The following is a 21,926-nucleotide window of genomic DNA, read 5'->3' as shown; positions in this document are numbered from 1 at the left end:
TCAGGCGGTTATGCAAGCGTGAGCGATGTGCGCTTGTAGCGTGCAGCGGCTGGTGGAAAGTCTCGACACGGAGTGACTGGCGTCTGCGGGGATCAACAGTGGACGACGATAGGGGCATTCACCGAGGTTCTTATTCTGCTCATCTTTCGCACCGTGCATTTCTGCCAGAGACCAATTGCTCAAAACGAGTAGAGATGATGCTCAGATTGGCGAGTTCTTGAAAAAAGGAAATCTATTACCCGCCTTACACACAGTCATCACGTTCTTACAACCTTGCGCCATTGGAGTAATTATTCACAAAATGTATCTTTGATGCCATTCTATGTCGTTATCACATAATCGGTTTGGATACGGGAATGCAGGATGGAAATCGACCAGCAGATCTTGAAGCGCGTCTCGCCCTGGATTTGCCGTGGTTGAATCAGCCGCCGAAGGCCTGGTTGCCGCATGGCGGAACGCCTGCAAAACCGATCAGGGAGCATACTGGCGTTGTCACGTTGTTGGTGGCTTAACAGTTGATGGCTAATCGAGCGCGATGCACACGCCGACCAATAAGCTATAAGAACCACCGCTTTCCACCGCAGATCATCGCCCATGCGGTTTGGCTGTATTTCCGGTTTCCTTTGAGCCTGCGACTGGTCGAGGAAATGCTCCTGGAACGGGGTATCGTCGTGCCTTACGAAACGATCCGTCGATGGGGCCGCAGGTTCGGCGCGGCATATGCGAAGCGTTTGCGTAGAAAGATGCCGTCCCGAGAGGATGTCTGGCACCTGGATGAGGTTGTGATTTCCATTGGCGGCCGGAAACATTGGCTCTGGCGAGCCGTCGATCAGGACGGTTATGTTCTCGACGAGATCGTCCAGAGCCGCCGCGATACCAAGGCGGCCAAGCGATTGTTACTCAGGCTGTTGAAGAAGCAGGGTCTGGCGCCGAAGCGCATCGTCTCCGACAAACTGCGGTCGTACGGCGCTGCCCAACGGGATGTGATGCCCTGCGTCGAACACCGTCACACAAGGGTCTCAACAATCGGGCAGAGAATTCCCATCTACCACTGCGGAAACGAGAGCGGGTGATGCAGGGCTTCCGATCAGCTGGCGGCTTGCAACATTTCATCTCGGTCTTTTCAGCAGTCAGAAATCTCTTCGCGCCGCCACATCAGAAACGTTCAGCCCTAGCCGCCCACATTCATCGGATCCGCGCAATCGCGCAGTGGAACGCCGTGACCGTCGCAGCTATCTGAGCTCAAAGGATAGCGCTTCGTCCACCTCAGTGAAAACGTGACAACGCAGAGCCGGTTAACGTTACGGTGCCCATGACATGGCTCCGGCGAAATGGCAGGCCGTCTGGTGCGCACGGCGATCTTGCGACGTGTGCGATCCGAGCATTGGCACTTGCTCGGAGCAAATCTGCTGCGCCATTGGACAGCGGGTGCGGAAACGGCATCCGGACGGCGGATCGATCGGGCTTGGAATATCGCCCTGCAACACGATGCGCGCCTTCTTGGCGGCCCCGATATCCGGGTCGGGGATCGCCGACAGCAGTGCTTGCGTATAGGGGTGTCGCGGTGTGTTCAGGATGTCAGCAGTCTCGCCGATCTCGACAACCCGCCCCAGATACATGACCGCGATCCGGTCGCTGACATAGCCGACGGCTGCCAGGTTGTGGGCAACGAAGACATAGGTGAGGCCGAGTTCGCGGCGCAGGTCGCCCATGAGGTTGAGAATTTGGGATTGCACCGAGACATCCAAAGCCGAGATCGGCTCGTCCGCGACCACAAGGCGTGGGCGCAGTACCAGCGCGCGTGCGATGCCGATCCGTTGCCGCTGACCGCCGGAAAATTCATGTGGGAACCGTTCCATGGCGTCGGATGGCAACCCCACCTTTTCCAGCATTTCGCGGATCAGCGCGTCACGTTCCGCCCGGCTCATGCCGCCCCGGGCAACGAGGCCTTCGCCGATAATGCTCCGCACGCGCATGCGTGGGTCCAGGGAGTCATTGGGATCCTGGAATATATACTGCATCTGATGGCGGATGGATTGGCGTGCTCGTCCGCTCAACGCGGCGACATCCTCGCCGGCAAAGATCACTTTGCCCCGGCTGGCTTGGTGCAGTCCGACGATCAAATGCGCTGTGGTCGACTTGCCGCAACCAGATTCGCCGACCAGGCCAAGCGTCTCGCCCTCGTAAACGTCAAGATTCACCCCGTCCACTGCCTGAACGACCTTACCGGCGCCGCTCGGAAAATGCTTGGTCAGGTCGCGTAGCGTCAATAGCGGCTCAGTCATCCGCATTTCCTATCCCTGCTGGAGCGCCGTTCTGCTGTCCTTCGGCCAGCCAGCAGGCGGTGCGTTGCGCGCCGACGACAAAATAAGGTGGCGCCTCGGTCTGACAACGATCGAATGCGTGGGGACAGCGGTTCGCGAACCGACAGCCCTGTGGCCAGGCCTTCGCACTTGGCACGATCCCGGGGATCGAGTTCAGCCTTTTTTCCCGACTCATTCCAAGCCGCGGAATACAATCCATCAGCCCTCGCGTATACGGATGCTGCGGTACGGCCATGACGGCAGCGACCGGCCCCTCCTCGACGACCTGGCCACCGTACATGACCGCGACGTCGTCGCAGATCTCCGCGACGACACCGAGGTCATGGGTAATGAACATGACCGCCATTCCCAGTTCGTCGCGCAGCCGCGCGATCAGCTCGAGGATCTGCGCCTGGATCGTCACGTCGAGAGCAGTTGTCGGTTCGTCCGCGATCAGCAGCGCCGGGTTGCAGGTGAGCGCCATGGCGATCATGATCCGCTGGCGCATGCCGCCAGACAGCTGATGCGGAAAGTCGTCGACGCGTCGATCCGGAGATGGAATTCCGACAAGCCGCATCAGCTCGATCGCCCGGTTGCGCGCCTCGCGTCGACCGATCTTTTGGTGCAGGCGGATGTTCTCGACAATCTGCGCACCGACGGTCAGAACCGGGTTCAGCGAGGTCATCGGCTCCTGAAAGATCATTGCGATCTCGTTGCCCCGAAGGTCGCGCAGGCTGCGCTCGTCCTCCAAGGCCAGGTCGCGGCCGCGGAACAGGATGCGGCTGCCGGGTTCTATCCGGCCTGGATGCTGGATCAGCCCCATGATCGACGCTCCGGTGACGCTCTTGCCGGATCCCGATTCGCCGACCACGCCCAGAATACGGCCTGCGCCGATGGACAGGTTGACCCCGTCCACCGCGCGCGTCGCCGCCCCGGGCGTATGGAAATAGGTGCGCAGGTTCTCGACCTGCAAAAGCATCGGCGCTGCGACCATCATGCGACTTCCAGATGTTCCGGCGGGTGCAGACCCTGCCACGGAAGGGCCAGTTCGAACTGGCGCGCCGCCCGCAGGACGAGCGCCTCGTCATTCGGGCGGCCGATGATCTGAAGGCCGACCGGGAGGCCGTCGACGAAACCGCAGGGCACGCTGGCGGCGCAGCAGCCCGCGAAGTTGACCGGCAGCGTGTAGGATACAAGTGCCGGGATACGCTTGGTCATGTTGTCCATTTCGATGACCGGGGCGGTGATCCCGATGGTCGGGGCCAGCAGCAGATCATGGTCGCCGAAAGCCTCATTCACACTACGGACAAATCGGGCGCGACGCAAAATCGCACGTGAATACTCGGTCCCGGATACACCCGCGGCCCATTCGAAGCGGGTCTTCGCATAGGGTGTAAGCTGTGCGAACTGCATCGGGTCGCGCTCCAACTCCTCGCCCAGGCTGGCGCGGCAGTCTACGAAATCCAGAATGCGCCAAGCTTCGTCTATTCCGTCCGTATCAAGCCGCAGCGGCTGCCGATCGAGTTTTGCGCCGAAGGCCCCGATTTTCTCCGCTGCCGCGCGCACGACGCGCAGGACCTCGGGAGAGGAGAAACCCTCGGCAACGGTGTTGTCCCACCAGGCAACCGAGACGCCCTCGATGCCGGTCTCCAGATCGCTCAGATAGTCGGGCGGCGTATCGGTGCGGCAGAAGGGATCCTGTGGCATGGGAGCCGCCAGAACCTGAAGCAGCATCGCCGCATCCCGCACGTCGCGCGCCATAGGGCCGATCGAAGAGAGGAACATCCTCGACCCGAAACCGCCGTGCTGGGGCACGCGACCGGAGCTGGGCAGCAGGCCGAATATGCCACATTGCGCCGAGGGGAGCCGGATCGAGCCTCCCGAATCGCTGCCGAGCGCGAGCGGGCCGAAACCCATTGTCAGCGCCGCCGCCGCGCCGCCGCTGGACCCGCCGGCGGTGCGCCGGCGTTCCCAGGGGTTGCGGCATTCGTCGGAAATCAGCCCGACGGTGCGCCAGTACATGCCGAATTCGGGCGTGTGGGTCTTGCCCAGGATGACCCCGCCAGCCGCCCGGATCCGCGCAACATGGACGCTGTCTTCCAACGGGATGTGGTTCTCGAATATCTTGGAGCCGCCGGTCGTGCGCAGACCCTTGGTGAAGAACTGGTCCTTGATCGTCACGGGCACGCCTGCGAGCGGTCCCGGGGTCTGGCCCTCGGCGATAGCCTTATCCGTCGCTTGCGCCTCGGCGATTGCCCCTTCGCCGGCCAGCGTCAGAAAAGCGTTGATCCCTTTGTCAAGACGGCCGATCCGCTCGAGTAATCGCGCGGTGATTTCCTCTGCGCTCACCTTGCGGCTCACCACCAATTCGCGCAGGCGCCAGGCGGGCAACCAGTGGATGTCTTCAGCATATGTCATTTTCAGCCACTCACTTTCGGATCGAATTTGTCTCTAAGCCCGTCGCCGAGCAGCAGGAACGCCAGCACGACAAGGATGATCGCCGATCCCGGCGCCAGGACCAGCCAGGGCGCACGCGTCATGACGGAAGTCGATTCCGCTATCATCCCGCCCCAGGTCGGTGTGGGGGGCTGGATGCCCATGCCGAGAAACGACAGCGCGGATTCCGTCAGAAGCGCCGCGGTGATGACCGAGGTCGACTCGATGATCAGCGGGGTCGAGATGTTGGGCAGCACATGGGTCAGCAGGTTGCGCAGCGGAGACACGCCCAGAACTTCGGCCGCCAGCACAAATTGCCGCCGGCGCAAAAGCAGCGTGGCCGACCGCGCAATCCGCGCGAATTGCGGCACAAACAGGATCGACATCGTAAAGACCAGATTTGGGGTGCTGGTTCCCAACATGGCGACCAGCGCCACCGCCAGCAGCAGCGGCGGAAAGGCCTGAAGAACGTCGAGCACCCGCATCAGCACCAGATCAACAGAGCCGACATTGTACCCCGCGATCATGCCCCACGCGGCTCCCGCCATCAGTGACAGTGCCATTGCACAGAAGGCGACGGTCAATGAGGTCCGGGCGGCGTCGAGGGTTCGAGCCAGAACGTCACGTCCGAGCAGGTCGGTCCCCAGAAGGTTCGCGGCACTCGGCGGCTGCAATGACATCGCGACCATATCGGTCGGCCCGTGGGGTATGACGAACGGCCCCCCAAGCGCCAACGCCAGCAGCGCGACGAGCATGACGCCGCCGATCCTGATAAGGACGTTCTGTCCCAAGAATGCCCTGATCAGGAAACGAGGGAATAATTCGGGCCGCCAAGCCGTATCGGATCGTTCAGACATAGATTAGATCCTCGGATCCAGAAGGTGATAGGTCAGATCGACGACCAGGTTGATCAACACAACCATCGCGCCGATGGTGAGGACGGTTCCTTGAACCAGCGTGTAGTCGCGGGTGCTGATCGCGCTCAGCATCAATTGCCCCATTCCCGGCAGGCCGAACACCTCCTCGACCACGACAACGCCGGAAATCAAATGCGCTGCGATCAGGCCGGAAGCCGTGACCACCGGCAGCAGCGCGGAGCGCAGACCGTGGCGCAGCAGGATACGCAGCGGCCCCGCCCCCTTGGCGCGTGCGGTCTGGATGTGCTGCTCCCGCATTACCTCCAACATGGCGCCGCGCGTGTAGCGCATGATGGTCGAGGCGGAAGACAGCGACAGTATGCAGGCAGGCAGGAACAGCGTCGTAATGCCGGCCCAGGGGTCCTCGCCGAAATCGATCGTGTTGAACAGTCGTACGGACGGCGCGAACAGTGAGAAGAACAGAATTGCCGAGACGCTGGCAAAGAAGGTCGGCACGGCCATTCCGGCAAGCGAGGCGATCCGCAGAAGAACATCCGAAATCCGGCCGCGCCGGTTGGAGGCCAGAACCCCCGCCGGTATCCCGACCACGACCGAGATGCCCAGCGCCATCGCCGTGAGCACCAGGGTAACCGGCAGGTGCGACAGGATTTCCCCCGCAACCGAAACCTTGCCGATCAGCGAATATCCAAGATCGCCGCGGACGACGCCGAATATCCACAACAGGTATTGCGTGACCAGCGGCTTGTCGAGGTTCAGGCTGCGGCGGATGTTCTGGGCTTCCTCCGAATCCGGCGCGATCTCGGCGCCGGCGATCGTGGTCACGACGTCACCCGGGACGAGATGGATGAGCAGAAAGCTCATCACCGACATGCCGAACAGAACCGGCACAAGCAGCATCAGCCGCCGCAGGAGGATAGACCCTTCCATGTTCTCAACTCCCCGATCAGCTCGCCAGCCAGGATTGCCGCAGCATGACGAGCGCCGCGAGCGGCGTCGAGGAGTAACCCTTCAGCTCCGAACGCCACAATTCGAAATTCATCGGGCAGGCCGCCGGGAACATGGCATAGGCCTGATCGGCGATACGCCGCTGGATATCGCGATAGATGCCCACGCGCGCGGCGGGATCGATGGTCTCGCGGCCCTTGAGGAAAAGTGCGTCCAGCTCGGGATCCTTCGTCTTGCCAGGGTTGACCGAGGAGGTGGAGGCCAGGCGGATATTCATGTTGGTTTCCGGATCGGCTGCCGGAGCCAATCCCACCACAACCAGTGGCGCCAGGGTGCCCTGGAGGGTCTTGACCAGGCTGCCCCATTCCTGCTGCTCGATGGTGAGGCGGATTCCTATCCGCGCAACCTGCTGCTGTACGACCTGGGCCACGGAAACGTCGCTGAACGTCGCGGGGGACACTGCGAGCTGGGTCTTGAACCCTTCGGGAAAGCCGGCCTCGGCCAGAAGCGCCTTGGCCTGCTTCAGATTCTCGGTCTGATAGGGCAGGCCGAGCACCTCCTCGCTCGGAATGCCATAAGGGGCCTGGGCTGGCGGAATGGCGGCCGCCAGAGCTGCCCGACCCCGCCACACTACATCCGCGATCTGCTGGCGGTTCATGGCAAGGCTGAAAGCGCGACGCACCCGGACATCGTCGAAGGGCGGCGTGCGCTGGTCGATTTGTAGCAGCATGACGCGCATATTCGCCGGGCTATTTTGGCTCTCGAACCCAGGCTGACCGGCCATCTGCTGCACCACTTCGGGGGTGTCGACCGACGTCAGCTGGCAGGTGTTGCTGCGAAGCGCGGCAACGCGGCTGCCTTCGTCAGGGATGATCCGGAGTTTCAGCCCATCGAGATAGGGCAGACCCTCTTCGTAGTAGTCGTCGTTGCGAGTCAAAACGAGATTGGAATTGGCCTGGAAGCTCACGAATTTGAACGGTCCGGTCCCGGCGCTGCCTGCGACGACCTCGTTGGTGGGCTTGATGTCGACTTCCGATACGATCGCCGAATATTTGACCGTCGCCAGTAGGTTCAGGAACGGCGCGAAGGGCTTGGACATGCGGAAGATGATGGTCCGTTCGTCCGGCGTCTCGATGGCGCTGATGGATGAATAGAGCGAGCGCCACGGCGAGGCGGTCTCCGGGTTCGCGATGCGGTCGAACGTGAACTTCACGTCCGAGCTGCGTAGCGTCTCGCCATTGTGGAACTTGACACCTTTTCGCAGAATGAACTTGTAGGTTAGGTTGTCGACAATCTCGTAGCTTTCCGCCAAATCAGGCTCGACTACGGTTCCGGTCCGATCCCAGCGAAGCAGGCAGCCAAAAATATGCTCGGTCACGGCGGTTGTCGCGAAGGCCGCCGATTTGTGGGGATCGAAGCTGGGTGGGTTGGCCGCCAGACCGACCACGAGAATGCCACCCCGGCGCGGTTTGCTTTGCGCTAACGCCGGATGGGTCAGCTCGACCGCGGTAAGCGCGAGCATGGAGGTTCCGGTCCCAAGAAAGGATCTTCTGCTGATCGTCATTTTTTTGTTCCCCTGTTGCTGGTAAGTTTGCGCTTTTTTCTTCTCCAGCGGATCCAAGAACCTCTTGGATGACAGCGCCTCCCGCCGCCTGCCGCATCGAACTCCAATCCATATCAATTTTGCGCTATTATGTTCTGGCGCTTACGGAGAAGTTTTGCGAAAATCAGGCTGGATAGGTTGCGCTAACGGCATTAGAGGAGATGTCCATAGCGGGAACAATGCCAGTCTTGGGCGAAATTCATAACGTAGGCGTAATAGTGTGAACCTCAGCCAGCTTCGGGTCTTTCTGGTCGTTGCCGAGCATTTGAATCTGTCGCATGCCGCAGACACCTTGGGTATCACGCAACCAGCCCTGTCGCGCCTTATGGCGCGGCTGCAGAGCGACCTCGACGTCCAGCTCTATGTGCGGAAAGGGCGCGGAATCGCGCTCACCGAGGCGGGCAGTGTGCTGCGCCGGCGCGTCCAGGATGTCGTAGAGCGTCTGGACGAAACCGTCGCTCTCGTCTCCGACATGCGCGTCGGCGTCACCGGGCATGTGAGACTAGGTGTCGGTCCGGCCTTTCTGAGCATCGCCGCCGATGCAATCGGGGCATTGGAGGTTTCGCAGCCGCACGTCCGCTACACGATCCGCGAAGGCACTACCCAAGAGTTGTTCGAATGGGTCAAGATCCGAGAGATCGACTTCGCGCTGCTCGGATGGATCCAGCCGGAGGTCGATGAGGCAAGCTTTGACGCGGCCCTGAACTGGAAGCGCCTGCTGGTCGACGATCTCGTGATCGTCACGCGGGAAGACCATCCGCTACAGAAAGCCAAGCCAAGGGCGCTCAGCGATCTTGCCGCCTACCACTGGATCCTCCCCCGAATTAGTACCAAGTTGGATCGGGAACTGCACCGCCGGTTTCGGAATGCCGGCCTACCGCCACCTTCGGCCAGCGTTCTGACGAGCTCTCTGTTTGCAACTTTGGCAATTCTGCGCCGTACCGATCATTTGGCGCTGATGACGAGAAGTTCGCTGTCCGAGCAGGATATGCCAGGCATTCGCGCGCTCGATCAACCGTGGATGGAACTCAGGCGCGAAGCGTTTCTCGTCACCCTGCGAGGCATGCAACTTCCGGCCCCGGTGGCCGCGCTCATCGACAAGATCCGACGTTTGCTCTGACTTCGCCCTGCGTCCGGCAAACCCGATATCGCCTACATGAGGGCATCGCGTTGATCTACCGCAGACAACGCCAAGACAGCCGGGACTACGACGGTACGTCGTTCTTGATGCAAGGCCTACGGAATTGCGGCAGTTGCGAACTTTATGGATGGGTGAGCGAGCCCAACCATCAGCCTCCGAATTCACAAGCGTTTACCAACATACGTTGACGCGCGTTAACGCAGCTGCGTCAATCACACTTCTGCCCTGTCCATAAGTTCTTTCACTGGCAGCGTAACATAACGGACATTAGTCGATCCAAGCATGTCGTGCCATTGGCACCTTGCGCGAATTTGCAGCGATTTATGGTGATTTACTCGCCTATTTGCCTATCGCGGGCACTCTTCCAGCCATCGAACATCGGGCGAAGGACAGAGAGATGGAATAGCAAGTCAAGCTCAGGCATCGTGAAACCGGTTTCGCCGGCCGGCATAGCCACAACATTGCCTACCAGATCTGGACCCCGCATGCCCATGTTCTGGCCCTGAAGAACAAGGATTCTTCGCGCGATCCGGCTGTCGTGGCGACGATGAATGCCGATCCACTGATTGCCAATGAGACGCAACCCACCAAGACTGTTGCCGAGATGGTCCGCGCCGACGAGCGCCTGAAGCGGGAGTTCCCGCAGATCACGCTGCCGGTCCTTATCCTGCACGGGACGAAGGACGTGGTGACGAAGCCCAGCGGCAGCGAATATTTCCATGGCCATGCCGGTTCTGCTGACCGCATGCTGAAGCTTTACGAAGGCCATGTCCACGACCTCAATTGCGGGTCTCACTGCCCCCTTGGAGGCGCTTTCTTCGATGGACGGAGCAAGCGTCTCACAGCGGATCTTTGCATTCACTGCCTCCTGATCGAGATATTGGAGGGCCTTGTGCTCGTCGATACCGGCTATGGAGCTCATGACATGCAGCAGCACGCCCGGGGCGGCTGCCGCGGCTATGGTCGACAATCCTCAACATCCGATACCGCGTGGAGGATACCGCCGCCTGGCAGATCCAGTCCCTCGGTTATCCGGCACGCGATGTTCGCCATATCGTTCTGACACACCTGGATTTCGATCATGCCGGCGGTATCGCCGATTTTCCGCGGGCGCGCATTCATGTCCTGACGGACGAATATCTAAATTTAGAGCGGCGGGAAAGTCAGTCGCTCTGAGGCGATCGCCGCCAGCCGTCGCGAATGGAACCATTGCGATCAGGTGTTCAAGCCGCCATCGACGTTGAGGATCACGCCGGTGACCTGCCTAGCTGCGGGACTGGCCAGGAATGCGACGGCGGCTGCGATGTCCGCTGGGGCGCCATATCGGCCCAACGGGATGAGGTTGCGCTGGAACTCGGAATATTCTCCATCCGCCGGGTTCATCTCGGTATCCGTCGAGCCTGGCTGGATCAGATTGGCGGTGATGTCGCGCGGCCCCAGTTCCTGTGCCAGGCCGCGGGTGAAGGACTGCAGTGCGGATTTCGTCATATAGTAGACCGTGCCCGTCGCCCCGACGATCCGGTCCGCACCGGCGGAACCGATCGTGATCACCCGGCCCCCGGCGCCGAGATAAGGAAGGGCGGCCTGGGTCGAAAGAACGGGGCCTCGGACATTCACCGCAAGGAGCGCATCGATGTCCTCGATCTTGATGTCGGCGATCGTCTCGTAGCGTGCGATCGCGGCGTTGTTCACCAGAATGTCGAGGCCGCCGAGCACCCTCGCGGCTTCATCGACCGAGCCCCGGATCGCAGCCGGATCGGCGCTGTCGGCCCGGATCGCCACGCCGCGCCTGCCGTGGGCCTCGATCGACTTGACGACCGCCATCGCGCGATCGGCCGAGCTTTGAAACGTCAAAGCGACGTCGGCACCGTGTTCAGCGAGCGTCCGGGCGATTGCCGCTCCTATACCGCGAGAGCCGCCGGTCACAAGCGCTCTCTTGCCCTTCAGATCAATCATGTCAACTCCATTTATGTAGCGATCGATGCAGAATGTCTATGGGTGTTGAAAATCGAAGTCAATGGGTTTATGTAGTGATCGATGCAAAAAGATCGAAAAAGCACGTTGGCGAAAACCGCCCCGACAGGTTCCGGACGTGGCCGGCCCCGGGCGTTCGACCGTGACGCGGCGCTGGCCCGCGCCATGCGGATATTTTGGATCAAGGGTTACGAGGCGACTTCGATCTCGGACCTGACGGAGGTGATGGGCGTCGGGACGACCAGCCTATACGCGGCGTTCGGCTCGAAGGATGAGCTCTATGCGGAAGCACTGCGGCACTACGCCGCCAACTACGAGAATCTGGTCTGGGGACGTTTCCGTGAGGCGACCACGGTGCGGGACGCGGTGAAGGCCTATCTGTACGACTCGGCCGCCGCCATGACCGGTTCGGATTGCGATCTGCCTCGCGGGTGCATGGCGACGCTCGGAACGGTCGGGAGCGATGGTCACGCTGAACTCGCCGGCCTGATGCGGTCGACGCGAGCGGGAGCTTTCGATGTGCTCGTGTCACGTCTGGAAAGGGCCGCCGAAGAAGGAGAGCTTCCACCGGCGCTCGATATCGCCAAGGTCGGCAGGTTTCTCCAGACCGTTCAGAGTGGGATGGCGATCCGCGCCCGTGACGGAGCGGAAACAGCCGAACTTCAAAGCGTCGCGGAGATCGCCATGGCCGGCTGGGACGGTTTTGTCTCAAAAGCCGCGGATTGACCCCGGTTCCCCTTCCGATCGTCGGACGAGCCGCGGACCAATTCGGTCGAAACGTGCACCAACCTTCGTTTGCGGGCCTTGGCAACATGCTCGAAGAGGACGGACATCGAGATTGATCATCACGATCGAATCTCGCATGGAGAGCTCCTTGAAACGCCAAAGCGCGATCAGCTTCGCCGGGCACATCGGCAGTCCCGGAAGGATGTCTTCACGACAGTACACGCCTTGAGCACAGAAGGTCTGTCGTGCTCGGAAATTGCACTTCGTACAGGATATGGTCGACGCAGCATCGCGAGATGGCTGAGAGCGCGAGCTTGAACCCACGCATGCGCCCTGCGGCGTTTCGGTGCCGTTGATACCGTGGCCGAGTTGTCCCGGTTCGGAAAACTGCCGACCGCGTTTGTCTGCTTCAATGGTGTGGTCGCTGTGGGTGCGATGGCGGGCTTGGAGCGGCTGGGCCTCAAGGTCGGCTAGGACGTTTCCGTCGTGGGTTTCGACAATATCGCGGACGCCGCGTTCACCATGCCGCCGCTGACGACGGTCGACACTCATGCCCGTCAACTAGGGAAGACGGCTGCCAAGCTGGTGCTGGAGAGCATCCGAGAAGGCAAGCCCATCAGCCCCACGACCATCACCAAGGCTTCGCTCGTCGTGCGCAGTTCGACTGGACAAGCTCTGCGAATCGTAGAGCGTGACGCACGCTCGACCTACTGTCGACTAACTGCGTGCTGTACCGAGCTACCGGGTCGGCTGGCTTAAAGGATTCGCTCAACCTCGAATTGGTAAAGCTCCGAAACCCGATTCGCAGAGGGCTCAATCGAAAGACGCCTAGAGCTAATCCGGGTTGATGGAGCAGACCGACGAGCATCCGGCGAGCGCCATCGTTGTGTCGAGTTCGCCGGTAAGCATGTTTATCGAGTGCTCCGCTCCGGCCTGTCCTGCGACGGCGGTGCCGTAGAGAAATGCACGGCCGACCATAACCGCCTTTGCTCCGCTGGCCAGCAGTTTGTATATATCGCTACCCCGCTGGATGCCGCTGTCGGCCAAGATTGTGAGGTGATTGCCTGCTGTTTCGGTAATCCTCTGAAGCACCTCGATAGGGGCGGCTGCGCTATCCAGGTTGCGGGCGCCGTGGCTCGATACGACGATTCCATTCATGCCGGCCGAGGCCGCTTTTACTGCGTCATCTGGCCTTAATATTCCTTTGAGGAGAAGATTTCCTTTCCACTCCCGGCGCACGTCGCCGATGTGGTCCCAGGATAATCCTGGCATATGCCGCATCCTGGCTTTCGGCCCGCGGCCAAGGATGTTGTGCCTGTACTCGGGCGGATAGTTGGCAAAGTCCGGCAGGGCGCCGGATATCGCGTAGCGCCCAAGCACCTGGAAAGCCCAGCGGGGATGCGTGACGACATCCAGCATGTTCTTTGCCGAGAAACGGAACGGTATGCCGAAACCGTTGCGCAGGTTGAATTCCCGCTTGGCGAAAACCGGCGTATCGACTGTCAGAACCAGGGTCCTGACACCGCAGGCCCAAGCGGTCTCCAGCAGCCTTTTCCACAGCCTTTTGTCTTCCCAGAGATAGAGCTGGAACCAGACTGGCCGGGACGATGCCGCCGCGATCTCCTCGATCGAGGTGACGGCCTCCGTGGCGGCACAATAGGGTATGCCGGCTGCGGCCGCCGCATGCGCAAGGGCCACTTCTCCCTTATGCCAGACAAGCCCGGTGAAAGCGGTAGGGGCCGCGATCAACGGGGACGCATAACGCTCGCCGAACAGTTCGACGGCGAGTGACCGCGTCTCTCCGCCTGTCAGGACATGCGGGGCGATCCGGTGTTCGTCGAAGAGGTTGCGGAGATGCTGCAGGCCGCGCTCGTCCTCGCTGCCGCGGTCAATATATTCGAATATGCCGCGGGGCAGCCGTGCCTTTGCCAGCTGGCGCAACTCGTGGAAATTCAGGGCGTCGATCGCCATGGTATGCCCACCTTACCGATCAGGCGGGCAGCAGGATTTTGCCCGGGTTCATGATGTTCTGTGGATCGAAGACTTTCTTTATCCCCCGCATCAGCTCCAGCTCGATCGGGTTTGTGGTCCGCTGCAGACGATAACGATAGCTGATGCCGATACCGTGCTCTGCCGTGATGCTGCCTTGCAGTTCGACCACGACCTCGTCGATAATCAGATCCAGTTCGCCGGCAGTCGCCATGTAGTCGTCGCGGGTCGGGAACCGGTCCGGCTTGAACAGCACGACGAGATGCATGTTGCCGTCGCCGAGATGGGCGACGAACAGCACTTCGCTTTCGGGAAACCGCTCTTTAATCGCCCTGCCGGTTCTCTCGGCGAAATCGCCCTGCTTGTCGATCGGCACCGAGCTGTCATGGGACATGTTCGGTCCCGCATAACGAATCGCGTCGGAAACCGCGTGCCTCAGGTGCCAGAAGAGATTGGTCTGGGCCTGGCTCTGTGAAATCACGGCGTCCCCCAAGAGGCCTTTTTCGAGGGCATCACCCAGGGCAGTCTCAAGCGCGCTCGTCAGGTCGACATTCGGCGCAGAATCGCAGACTTCCAGAAGCACATACCAGGCTGCCTTAGATTCGAACGGCAGGCGCGTTCCTTCGACATTGCGGAGGATCACGTCCATATAGTCCGAGCCGGTCAATTCGAAGCTGGTGACGCGCTCGCCGAAAGCGTCGCGCATCAGCCCCAGCACGGCAAGCGCGTTATCGATGCTGTCGACGGCCAGCATCGACGTGACGACCGAACGATGCGGCGGAAAGATCTTGAGAACCGCGCCGGTGATGATGCCGAGCGTGCCTTCCGATCCGATGAACAGCTGCCGTAGATCGTAGCCGGTATTGTCCTTCCGGAGCTTCAGGAGGTTGCTCATGATCTCGCCAGACGGTAAAACGACTTCGAGGCCGAGGACGAGGTTTCGCATCACGCCGTAGCGGATGGCCGTCAGCCCGCCGGCATTGGTGGCGATGTTGCCGCCAATCTGGCAGCTGCCTTCCGAACTCAGGCTGAGTGGGAAGAAACGATCGGCATCGACGGCTGCCTTCTGGATGTCCTGAAGCACGCAGCCGGCATCGAGGGTTATCGTGTCGTCGATGGTCGACAATTCGCGGATGCGGTTCATCTTGCGCAGGTTGAGAATGATCCCGGGCGTGTCCGTCCTGGCGATAGCCCCCCCAACAAGCCCGGTATTGCCACCCATCGGCGTTATAGGCACGTCATGCCTGGCGCAAAGCTTGACGACGTCTGACACCTCTTGGGTCGACCCCGGGAAGACCACGCAAAGCGCGCTTGCCGTGTAGGTCCGCCGTACGTCGATCAGGTAGGCGCCCATGTCGCCGGCATCGGAGACTACGTTGTGTTCTCCGACAATATCGGAAAGGGCGCCGAGAAAAGTGTCGTTGTCTGTCATGTACTTGCTGCCAGTGGGAAACTACATCCCGGCAACCGCTGCCGGGACGCCCTGTTCAATTATGCCCAATCCGGATCAGGAGATGATCCATTCGGAATAGCGCTTCTGGACGGCGTTATAGTTGTCGCCCCACCATTCGGCGTTGATGACGACGTTCTTACCGTTTTTGAGGTCGGGCAGGAAGCCGCCGTTCGGCGATGCCTTGATCTCGGCGACCGACTTGAGATTGTTTGGCAGGTAATAGCCACGCAAGGACCAAGCGGTCTGCCGATCCTGGCGAAGGCAGAACGCGATGAACCGCATCGCGGCTTCTTTGTTCTTGGTACCCTTCGGAATGGCGAAGAAGTCCAGTGAGTTGTTAGTCTGCGCGAAGGAGAAGTCGAGTGCGGCACCGCCGCTCTGGGCGCTCTTCACGCGGTTGTAATAGCTGTAGGAGAAATCGGCCTCGTTCTGGCTGACGGAGGTCACCTGCTCCGGCGTCGTGCCAGCGAACTTGGAGACATGCGGCTTCAACTTGTCGAGCTTGGCAAAAGCGCGCTCGACATCGAGCGGATAAAGCTTCTTTGGGTCGACACCATCGGCGATCAATGCGGCTTCCAGCGTCTCGGGCGCAAGGCTGCGCATGCAGCGCCGGCCGGGGAATTTTTCGACGTCGTAGAAGCCTGCGAAATCGACCGGATGCTTGCCTTCCGGATTGCGTTTATTGTCCCACAGAATTCCGCCACTGTAGAGGTAGAGCGGCATATAGAACGGATTGGGCTTTTCGAGGAGGTCGCCGGTCGAGACAAGCGATGCATCCAGCTCTTCCCAGAGTTTGTCCTTGGCGCCGGAGGTGGCGAAGGCTGCAGGCGCATCGATGATGTCCCAAGTAACGGAATTGCTCAGCACCTGTGCCTTGACCTTGGCCATGTCGCCATTGTCGACCAGCGTCACCTTGATGCCGGTTTCGGCGGTGAAGGGATCGACGAAGAGCTCTTGCACGCTTTTGTGGTAGTCGCCACCCCATGAGGTGACAGTTAACTCCTTGTCGGCAGCAACGGCACGGCCTGTGACAACCGCAGGCGCAGCGAGCGCGACACCGCCAAGGGCTGCGCCCTTGAAGAAGGTACGGCGCGAGATGATCAATCTGTCTTTCAGCATTTCCGGTATCCCCTTTTTCTATCGGCTTTCAGGCTAGACTTGTTTCTTCGAGAACGACGGATCTGCCGGCAGCAGGCGCGCGTCCTCGTTGCGCCATGTGATCTGTACCTCGCTGCCGCGTGATGGCAGTGCCATACCCGGCTGGTTAAGATCCTGGGCAATGACTTCGACACCGCCTTTCAGGGTGAGGAAGTGCCGGACCACGCCGCCGAGGACCAGCGTATCCTTGACTGTCGCAACGATTGAATTGTGCTCCGCCGACGCAGCGCCCTGGCCACCGACCCGGACATTTTCGGGACGCACCAGTAGGACGGCATCGCTGCCATCGGCGAAAGATGCAGACTGGGCTTGAGGCACAGACAGTGCCGCGCCATCGATCTGGAGCGCCTTGCTGCCGTCCACAGTTTTCAGCTTGCCGCTGAAGAGGTTGGAGCTGCCGATGAAATCCGCGCTGAACACGGTCTCCGGCTCGAAATAAAGCGCCGCCGGGCTTCCCTGCTGCTCGATGCGGCCGTTGCGCATCAGCACGATCCGGTCGGACATGGTCAGAGCCTCGTCCTGGTCATGGGTCACGTAGAGCATCGTAACGCCGAGTTCGGCATGAAGGCGCTTGATCTCCAGCTGCATGTCTTCGCGCAGCTTCTTGTCGAGCGCGCCGAGCGGCTCGTCCATCAGAATGATTGAGGGGTTGTAGACGATACAGCGAGCAAGCGAGATGCGCTGCTGCTGCCCGCCGGACAGCGCACGGGGCCGGCGATCGGCGACATGCTCGAGCTGGACAAGTTTCAGGACGTCCATCACGCGCCGACGGATTTCTTCCTTGCTGATCTTGCGGACCTGCAGCGGGAAGGCGATGTTCTGGAACACCGTCATATGCGGCATCAGCGCATAATTCTGGAAAACCATGCCCAGTCCGCGTTTGTTGGTCGGCATGTTCGTCGCATCTGTTCCGTCGATGGTGATCGTGCCGGAGGTCGGCGCCGTCATTCCGGAAATCAGGTTAAGCAGCGTCGACTTGCCCGATCCACTCGGGCCGAGCAGCGTGACGAACTCGCCTTTCCTGACGGAGAGGCTGACATGGTCGAGCGCGCGGAAGTCGCTGTATTGCTTGGTAAGGTTCTGGACCTCGATCATCATCTTGGCGGGCTCCTTCGTGTCCCGCATAGGGGCGGGGGACGTCATCGCCGGCGACTGTCCCTTTGTGTTTTGGCTCATCAGATCCATCATCATCAACCTGTGTTGGTGCGCTGGTTGCGCTCGAGAAACATGATCGCAATGGCGAGCACGAAAGAGACGATGGTCAGCAGCGTGGAGATGGCAGCGATGACGGGTGAAACTTCCCAGCGTATGGCGCTATACATTTTCACCGGCAGAGTCTGAGTATCCGGTCCGGTGATGAAATAGGCGACGATCACCTCGTCCAGCGAGATCAGGAAGGCGAACATGCTGCCGGCCGCGATGCCGGATGCAAGCTGCGGCAGCACAACCCGGAAGAAGACCGCGCGTTTCGATGCCCCCATGATCAGTGCGGCGTTTTCAAGCGCCGGATCGATATGGCGCAGCGAAGCACCGACAGAGAGCATCATGAACGGCACGGCCAGCATAGTGTGCGACAGAACCAAAGTGAGATTGCTGTTCAGTCCGCCCCAGGGGCCAAGCTGCAAGTAGAGACCGAGCGCAAGCACGATGACCGGCACCAAGAGCGGTCCCATGATCAGACCCTGCACGAAGCCCTGTCCACGGATGTGGCTGCGCTGGAGGGCATAGGCCGCGGGAACCGCCAGTACGATCGTCAGCACGGTGGTGATCAGGGCGATGATGCCGCTCTGGATCATGGAACCCCACCAAGCGGGATCGGAGAAGAACTGCCGGTAGAGATCCAGCGACGGGTTGCTCGGCGGAAACTCCATCTCGGCGGAATTGCCGAGCGATATCGGAAAGACGATCAGCGTAGGGATCAGCAGCAGCAGGTAGCAGATCCAGGCCACAAGAGGCACGAACAGTGCGCCCGCGAGAGAAGGCAGTCGATGCGATGTCATGCTGCCGCTCCCATCGTGCCCTGACTGCCGCGGACCTTGCCAAGGATCGCCACCAAGATGCCGGATATCGCAAGCAGCACCACTGCGATCGCCGATGCGACCGGCCAGTCCAAAGTCTGGCGCGTATAGAAATCGATCAGGTTGGCGATCATCATGTCCTGCCGGCCGCCCAGCAGGGCAGGGGTGATATACATGCCGATCGACAAGGTGAAATTGATGATAACGCCGGCCATCACGCCCGGCATGCTGAGCGGTAGCGTTACCTTGCGGAAAATCCGGAACCGGCCGGCGCCCATCACTTCGGCGGCGCGAGCAAGGTTCGGATCTTGGGCCAGAAGGCTGCCGAGGATCGACAGAATCATAAAAGGGAGCAGGTAGTTGATCATCCCGATGATGGCACCGAAGCGGTTGAAGACCATCGGAATGTTGAGCTGGCCGCCGCTGATCGAGCCGAGCATCTGGTTGATGATCCCGCTATAGCCGAGCAGCACGGTCAAGGCGAAGCTCTTCACCAGGATGCTGGTCCAGAAGGGTAGCATCACCAGCGTCAGGTAGATGACGCGGCGCCCTGGCGGCTGGCGTGAAATATGCAGCGCGACCGGATAACCAAGCAGGAGGCTGACCGCCGTCGCGGTGAAGCTTATCACGAAGGTCGTCCGTAGCACCTTGTAGAAAAGCGTGCTGGTGAACAGCTCCTCGTAGGCTCTCACCGTCAGCCCGCCCTCGTAAACGCTGTTCCACAGGGTGAACAGAAGAGGGTAGACGAAAAACAGCAGAAGCAGGATGACGAGCGGCGCAAGCAATAAGATCCCTGCGCGCGATGTCAGATATGGAGCATCTCCAGACATGCTATTCCCCGTTCGAGTTCAGCTCGACGCGTTTTCATATTTCCAAAATTCGGCACCAAAAGCTGCCTTGGAATTTCCATCACGCTGGCATAAAAACAAATCGACGACAAGCAATTTTCTGAAAAATGAAAATTTCCAACTAAAAATCGGCATTAACCCAAAAAACCGTACATTGCGCGGTGCCGATATTCGAGAAGCTGTGAGGTTTGTCACTCGGGAACGAAAAGCAGTCCCCTTCTCGAAGAACGAAAACACCATCCTCGATACGCAGTTCAAGTACCCCGGAAATCACCAGGCCGATTTCTTCGCCCGTATGCACGTATGGAACGGATCCGGAGCCGCCACCCGGCTCTATGATCAGGTAGAAAGCTTTCAGCCGGCCGGTGGCCGGCGGAGCAATCAAATCCTTGCGCATCCCTTCGGTGTGAATGAACGGCTGCCGTTGGTCGGCACGGACGATATAAGGCTCATCCCTTTCCCTATCATGATCCGGATCGATAAGCCAGGCAGGCGATACGTCGAGGGCATTGCTCAACGTGAAAAGGGTTCTCACTGTGGGAGAAACGAGATCGCGCTCCATCTGCGACAGCGTGCCTATCGAAATGCCGGTGCTCGCGGCAAGATCTGCCAATGTCAGGTTGCGTCCAAGCCGGAGGTCGCGAATCCTGGCGCCGAGCGCCGGATGAGTGCCGCCCGATCCGCCGGAAGGCTGCCCATTTTCGACATCGGGCGCCTTGGATCGGTTTTGGCGATTTTTGACCTTTCCCATGATTTGAAATTTTCTCCACGATCACTCGGTTGGCCACGTGCGGCGCTTGCAATGGATGCTTACTGCAGGACTACCCTGTCTTTGCGGCTCCCACAATAATTTTCATAATTCAGAAAAGCAGCATTGTGGATTTTCTGAAATTGTGTAGCCTGCCGCACACATTTTCCTAAAAATTAAGGGCGGCGGTGATGAACGATATGACGGTGGATATCTGGCACGCGAGGTCGCGAGATCTTCAGATCAGGGGCGAGGCGTTCATCGACGGGCGTTATACGAAAGCGCTCTCGGATGCCACGTTCGAGTCATTCAACCCTGCCACCGGCAAGCTGCTCGGCGTCATCGCCTCGGCCGAGGAGGCGGATGTCGATCGTGCCGTAGCATCCGCGCGTAAAGCCTTCGCACAAGGCTCCTGGTCAAAAGCCGCGCCGAGGGAGCGCAAGGCCAAGCTGCTCAAGTTCGCCGAACTGATAGAATCGAACGCCGATGAGCTTGCGCTGCTAGAAACCCTCGACATGGGCAAGCCCATCCGTGACAGCCTTTCCGTGGACCTGCCGTTGTCGATAAACTGCATCCGCTGGTATGCGGAGGCAGTTGACAAAGTGTATGACGAGATCGCGCCGACCCCATCGACCGCTATCTCGCTGATGAGACGCGAACCACTCGGCGTGGTGGCTGCCATCGTGCCCTGGAACTTCCCGCTTTTGATGGCCTCATGGAAGATCGCTCCCATTCTCGCGGCTGGAAACTCGGTGATTCTGAAGCCCGCCGAACAGTCTTCGCTGACGGCTATCCGCATCGCGGAGTTCGCGGCGGCTGCCGGCATTCCCGACGGCGTCTTCAATGTGCTGCCCGGCCGCGGGGAGATCGCAGGCAAGGCCCTCGGCCTTCACATGGATGTCGATTGCATAGCCTTCACTGGATCGACTGAAGTCGGGAAATACTTCATGCAATATGCCGGGCAGTCCAACCTGAAACGGGTCGGCCTGGAATGTGGTGGCAAATCTCCGAACATCATCTTCGCCGACGCTCCGGATCTCGATGCGGCGGCAATATCTGCCGCCTGGGGAATTTTCTACAATCAGGGCGAGGTCTGCAATGCCGGCTCCCGCCTGATCGTCGAAGACAAGGTCAAAGACCAGGTGGTCGAGAAGATCATCGCGACCGCGAAGGCCATGAAGGTCGGAGATCCGCTCGATCCGAGGACCGATATCGGCGCGATTGTCGATGGCAAACAGGCCGACACGATTATGAACTATATCGAAAGCGGCATTGCCGAAGGCGCAACTCTCCGTCTGGGTGGCAAGCGGATGGAGGCGGGTGACGGCCATTTCATAGAGCCGACCCTGTTCGACGACGTCGACAACAAGATGAAGATCGCCCAGGAAGAGATATTCGGCCCGGTTCTCTCGACCATTTCGGTGAAGGATGAAGACGAGGCGATCGCCGTTGGCAACGACACCATATACGGCTTGGCAGCCGGCATCTGGACAAGCAACATCAACCGCGCCTTCAAGGTCTCCAGCGCTCTGAGGGCAGGCGTCGTCTGGGTCAACTGCTTTGATCATGGCGATATATCCTCGCCTTTCGGAGGTTTCAAGCAGTCTGGGTCGGGGCGCGACAAGTCGCTTCACGCGCTGGAAAAATATACCGACCTGAAGGCCACCTGGATCAATCTCGGCTGACACGCGAGACAAGGAAGGAAC

The 21,926-nt window shown here is 60.1% G+C and carries 21 protein-coding genes and 1 pseudogene; 6 read left to right on the top strand and 16 right to left on the bottom strand.

Annotated features, from left to right (window positions below):
* Window positions 1–561 precede the first annotated feature (561 nt).
* A pseudogene (locus tag PMI07_RS14645) lies at window positions 562–1,240 on the top strand (IS6 family transposase); the annotation flags it as partial.
* 61 nt (window positions 1,241–1,301) lie between these two features.
* Here PMI07_RS14645 and PMI07_RS14640 read toward each other — a convergent pair.
* The 6 genes from PMI07_RS14640 to PMI07_RS14615 are packed head-to-tail and all read right to left on the bottom strand — an operon-like array spanning window position 1,302 to window position 8,183.
* Window positions 1,302–2,285 (bottom strand): ABC transporter ATP-binding protein, encoded by a 984-nt coding sequence (locus PMI07_RS14640; RefSeq protein WP_007756205.1) that lies wholly within the window; start codon window positions 2,283–2,285, stop codon window positions 1,302–1,304.
* A complete protein-coding gene (locus PMI07_RS14635; protein WP_007756208.1) occupies window positions 2,278–3,300 on the bottom strand; it encodes an ABC transporter ATP-binding protein in 1,023 nt (340 codons plus the stop codon). The genes PMI07_RS14640 and PMI07_RS14635 overlap by 8 nt, the downstream gene beginning before the upstream one ends.
* A complete protein-coding gene (locus PMI07_RS14630) occupies window positions 3,297–4,721 on the bottom strand; it encodes an amidase (RefSeq protein WP_007756212.1) in 1,425 nt (474 codons plus the stop codon). The genes PMI07_RS14635 and PMI07_RS14630 overlap by 4 nt, the downstream gene beginning before the upstream one ends.
* 2 nt (window positions 4,722–4,723) lie before the next feature.
* On the bottom strand, window positions 4,724–5,596 hold the full coding sequence (locus PMI07_RS14625; RefSeq protein WP_007756215.1) for an ABC transporter permease: 873 nt from the start codon (window positions 5,594–5,596) through the stop codon (window positions 4,724–4,726).
* A gap of 3 nt (window positions 5,597–5,599) precedes the next feature.
* Complete coding sequence (locus PMI07_RS14620; protein ID WP_007756218.1) at window positions 5,600–6,544, bottom strand: ABC transporter permease; 945 nt, start codon at window positions 6,542–6,544, stop codon at window positions 5,600–5,602.
* A gap of 16 nt (window positions 6,545–6,560) precedes the next feature.
* Window positions 6,561–8,183, bottom strand: coding sequence for an ABC transporter substrate-binding protein (locus PMI07_RS14615; protein ID WP_155956462.1), 1,623 nt, complete (start codon window positions 8,181–8,183; stop codon window positions 6,561–6,563).
* Window positions 8,184–8,385: 202 nt separating this feature from the next.
* Here PMI07_RS14615 and PMI07_RS14610 point away from each other — a divergent pair, with 202 nt between their 5' ends.
* Window positions 8,386–9,285 carry a LysR family transcriptional regulator gene (locus PMI07_RS14610; RefSeq protein ID WP_007774795.1) on the top strand — a complete coding sequence of 300 codons (900 nt, stop codon included), beginning with the start codon at window positions 8,386–8,388 and terminating at the stop codon, window positions 9,283–9,285.
* Between the two features lie 352 nt (window positions 9,286–9,637).
* Here PMI07_RS14610 and PMI07_RS35640 read toward each other — a convergent pair whose 3' ends face one another.
* Complete coding sequence (locus PMI07_RS35640; protein WP_024163819.1) at window positions 9,638–10,276, bottom strand: hypothetical protein; 639 nt, start codon at window positions 10,274–10,276, stop codon at window positions 9,638–9,640.
* 20 nt (window positions 10,277–10,296) lie between these two features.
* Here PMI07_RS35640 and PMI07_RS35335 point away from each other — a divergent pair, with 20 nt between their 5' ends.
* Window positions 10,297–10,482, top strand: a complete 186-nt coding sequence (locus PMI07_RS35335; RefSeq protein ID WP_051484150.1) for an MBL fold metallo-hydrolase — start codon at window positions 10,297–10,299, stop codon at window positions 10,480–10,482.
* 39 nt (window positions 10,483–10,521) lie between these two features.
* Here PMI07_RS35335 and PMI07_RS14600 read toward each other — a convergent pair whose 3' ends face one another.
* The gene (locus PMI07_RS14600) at window positions 10,522–11,262 is read right to left on the bottom strand and encodes an SDR family oxidoreductase (RefSeq protein WP_007758195.1); all 741 of its coding nucleotides are present in this window, start codon (window positions 11,260–11,262) and stop codon (window positions 10,522–10,524) included.
* A 105-nt stretch (window positions 11,263–11,367) separates the two neighbouring features.
* Between PMI07_RS14600 and PMI07_RS14595 the strand changes: the two genes are divergently transcribed.
* A complete protein-coding gene (locus PMI07_RS14595) occupies window positions 11,368–12,006 on the top strand; it encodes a TetR/AcrR family transcriptional regulator (RefSeq protein WP_245277142.1) in 639 nt (212 codons plus the stop codon).
* Here PMI07_RS14595 and PMI07_RS35330 read toward each other — a convergent pair.
* The gene (locus tag PMI07_RS35330) at window positions 11,989–12,558 is read right to left on the bottom strand and encodes a hypothetical protein (protein WP_007758197.1); all 570 of its coding nucleotides are present in this window, start codon (window positions 12,556–12,558) and stop codon (window positions 11,989–11,991) included. The genes PMI07_RS14595 and PMI07_RS35330 overlap by 18 nt on opposite strands.
* On the opposite strand from PMI07_RS35330, the gene PMI07_RS34065 reads away from it, so the two are divergent.
* Window positions 12,493–12,765, top strand: a complete 273-nt coding sequence (locus tag PMI07_RS34065; RefSeq protein WP_081760741.1) for a substrate-binding domain-containing protein — start codon at window positions 12,493–12,495, stop codon at window positions 12,763–12,765. The two genes, PMI07_RS35330 and PMI07_RS34065, sit on opposite strands and share 66 nt — an antisense overlap.
* Window positions 12,766–12,840: 75 nt before the next feature.
* Here PMI07_RS34065 and PMI07_RS14590 read toward each other — a convergent pair whose 3' ends face one another.
* The 7 genes from PMI07_RS14590 to PMI07_RS14560 all read right to left on the bottom strand — a co-directional run bounded on the left by PMI07_RS14590 (window position 12,841) and on the right by PMI07_RS14560 (window position 20,223).
* Complete coding sequence (locus tag PMI07_RS14590) at window positions 12,841–13,977, bottom strand: alpha-hydroxy acid oxidase (RefSeq protein WP_007758198.1); 1,137 nt, start codon at window positions 13,975–13,977, stop codon at window positions 12,841–12,843.
* Between the two features lie 19 nt (window positions 13,978–13,996).
* Window positions 13,997–15,427 (bottom strand): FAD-binding oxidoreductase, encoded by a 1,431-nt coding sequence (locus PMI07_RS14585; RefSeq protein ID WP_024163818.1) that lies wholly within the window; start codon window positions 15,425–15,427, stop codon window positions 13,997–13,999.
* A gap of 75 nt (window positions 15,428–15,502) precedes the next feature.
* Window positions 15,503–16,567 (bottom strand): ABC transporter substrate-binding protein, encoded by a 1,065-nt coding sequence (locus PMI07_RS14580; RefSeq protein WP_007767596.1) that lies wholly within the window; start codon window positions 16,565–16,567, stop codon window positions 15,503–15,505.
* 33 nt (window positions 16,568–16,600) lie between these two features.
* Window positions 16,601–17,782, bottom strand: a complete 1,182-nt coding sequence (locus PMI07_RS14575; protein ID WP_245277141.1) for an ABC transporter ATP-binding protein — start codon at window positions 17,780–17,782, stop codon at window positions 16,601–16,603.
* 14 nt (window positions 17,783–17,796) lie between these two features.
* Window positions 17,797–18,606, bottom strand: a complete 810-nt coding sequence (locus PMI07_RS14570; protein ID WP_007767600.1) for an ABC transporter permease — start codon at window positions 18,604–18,606, stop codon at window positions 17,797–17,799.
* Window positions 18,603–19,454 carry an ABC transporter permease gene (locus tag PMI07_RS14565; RefSeq protein WP_007767604.1) on the bottom strand — a complete coding sequence of 284 codons (852 nt, stop codon included), beginning with the start codon at window positions 19,452–19,454 and terminating at the stop codon, window positions 18,603–18,605. Before PMI07_RS14565 ends, PMI07_RS14570 begins: the two co-directional genes overlap by 4 nt.
* 139 nt (window positions 19,455–19,593) lie before the next feature.
* A complete protein-coding gene (locus tag PMI07_RS14560; RefSeq protein ID WP_007767610.1) occupies window positions 19,594–20,223 on the bottom strand; it encodes an XRE family transcriptional regulator in 630 nt (209 codons plus the stop codon).
* A 188-nt stretch (window positions 20,224–20,411) separates the two neighbouring features.
* Here PMI07_RS14560 and PMI07_RS14555 point away from each other — a divergent pair, with 188 nt between their 5' ends.
* Complete coding sequence (locus tag PMI07_RS14555; protein ID WP_007767623.1) at window positions 20,412–21,905, top strand: aldehyde dehydrogenase; 1,494 nt, start codon at window positions 20,412–20,414, stop codon at window positions 21,903–21,905.
* The last annotated feature ends 21 nt before the right edge of the window (window positions 21,906–21,926 follow it).

The sequence above is a fragment of the Rhizobium sp. CF080 genome, assembly GCF_000282095.2.
In the GTDB taxonomy this organism is placed as follows: Bacteria; Pseudomonadota; Alphaproteobacteria; order Rhizobiales; family Rhizobiaceae; genus Neorhizobium.
Note: the sequence above shows the minus strand (reverse complement) of the source record. Positions and strands in the feature narration are given on the sequence as shown.

What these genes read in the sequence shown, in the direction of transcription:
- PMI07_RS14640 (WP_007756205.1), bottom strand. Translation starts at nt 2,285, where the DNA reads ATGACTGAGCCGCTATTGACGCTACGCGACCTGACCAAGCATTTTCCG.
- PMI07_RS14635 (WP_007756208.1), bottom strand. Translation starts at nt 3,300, where the DNA reads ATGATGGTCGCAGCGCCGATGCTTTTGCAGGTCGAGAACCTGCGCACC.
- PMI07_RS14630 (WP_007756212.1), bottom strand. Translation starts at nt 4,721, where the DNA reads ATGACATATGCTGAAGACATCCACTGGTTGCCCGCCTGGCGCCTGCGC.
- PMI07_RS14625 (WP_007756215.1), bottom strand. Translation starts at nt 5,596, where the DNA reads ATGTCTGAACGATCCGATACGGCTTGGCGGCCCGAATTATTCCCTCGT.
- PMI07_RS14620 (WP_007756218.1), bottom strand. Translation starts at nt 6,544, where the DNA reads ATGGAAGGGTCTATCCTCCTGCGGCGGCTGATGCTGCTTGTGCCGGTT.
- PMI07_RS14600 (WP_007758195.1), bottom strand. Translation starts at nt 11,262, where the DNA reads ATGATTGATCTGAAGGGCAAGAGAGCGCTTGTGACCGGCGGCTCTCGC.
- PMI07_RS35330 (WP_007758197.1), bottom strand. Translation starts at nt 12,558, where the DNA reads ATGAGTGTCGACCGTCGTCAGCGGCGGCATGGTGAACGCGGCGTCCGC.
- PMI07_RS14590 (WP_007758198.1), bottom strand. Translation starts at nt 13,977, where the DNA reads ATGGCGATCGACGCCCTGAATTTCCACGAGTTGCGCCAGCTGGCAAAG.
- PMI07_RS14585 (WP_024163818.1), bottom strand. Translation starts at nt 15,427, where the DNA reads ATGACAGACAACGACACTTTTCTCGGCGCCCTTTCCGATATTGTCGGA.
- PMI07_RS14580 (WP_007767596.1), bottom strand. Translation starts at nt 16,567, where the DNA reads ATGCTGAAAGACAGATTGATCATCTCGCGCCGTACCTTCTTCAAGGGC.
- PMI07_RS14575 (WP_245277141.1), bottom strand. Translation starts at nt 17,782, where the DNA reads ATGAGCCAAAACACAAAGGGACAGTCGCCGGCGATGACGTCCCCCGCC.
- PMI07_RS14570 (WP_007767600.1), bottom strand. Translation starts at nt 18,606, where the DNA reads ATGACATCGCATCGACTGCCTTCTCTCGCGGGCGCACTGTTCGTGCCT.
- PMI07_RS14565 (WP_007767604.1), bottom strand. Translation starts at nt 19,454, where the DNA reads ATGTCTGGAGATGCTCCATATCTGACATCGCGCGCAGGGATCTTATTG.
- PMI07_RS14560 (WP_007767610.1), bottom strand. Translation starts at nt 20,223, where the DNA reads ATGGGAAAGGTCAAAAATCGCCAAAACCGATCCAAGGCGCCCGATGTC.
- PMI07_RS14555 (WP_007767623.1), top strand. Translation starts at nt 20,412, where the DNA reads ATGAACGATATGACGGTGGATATCTGGCACGCGAGGTCGCGAGATCTT.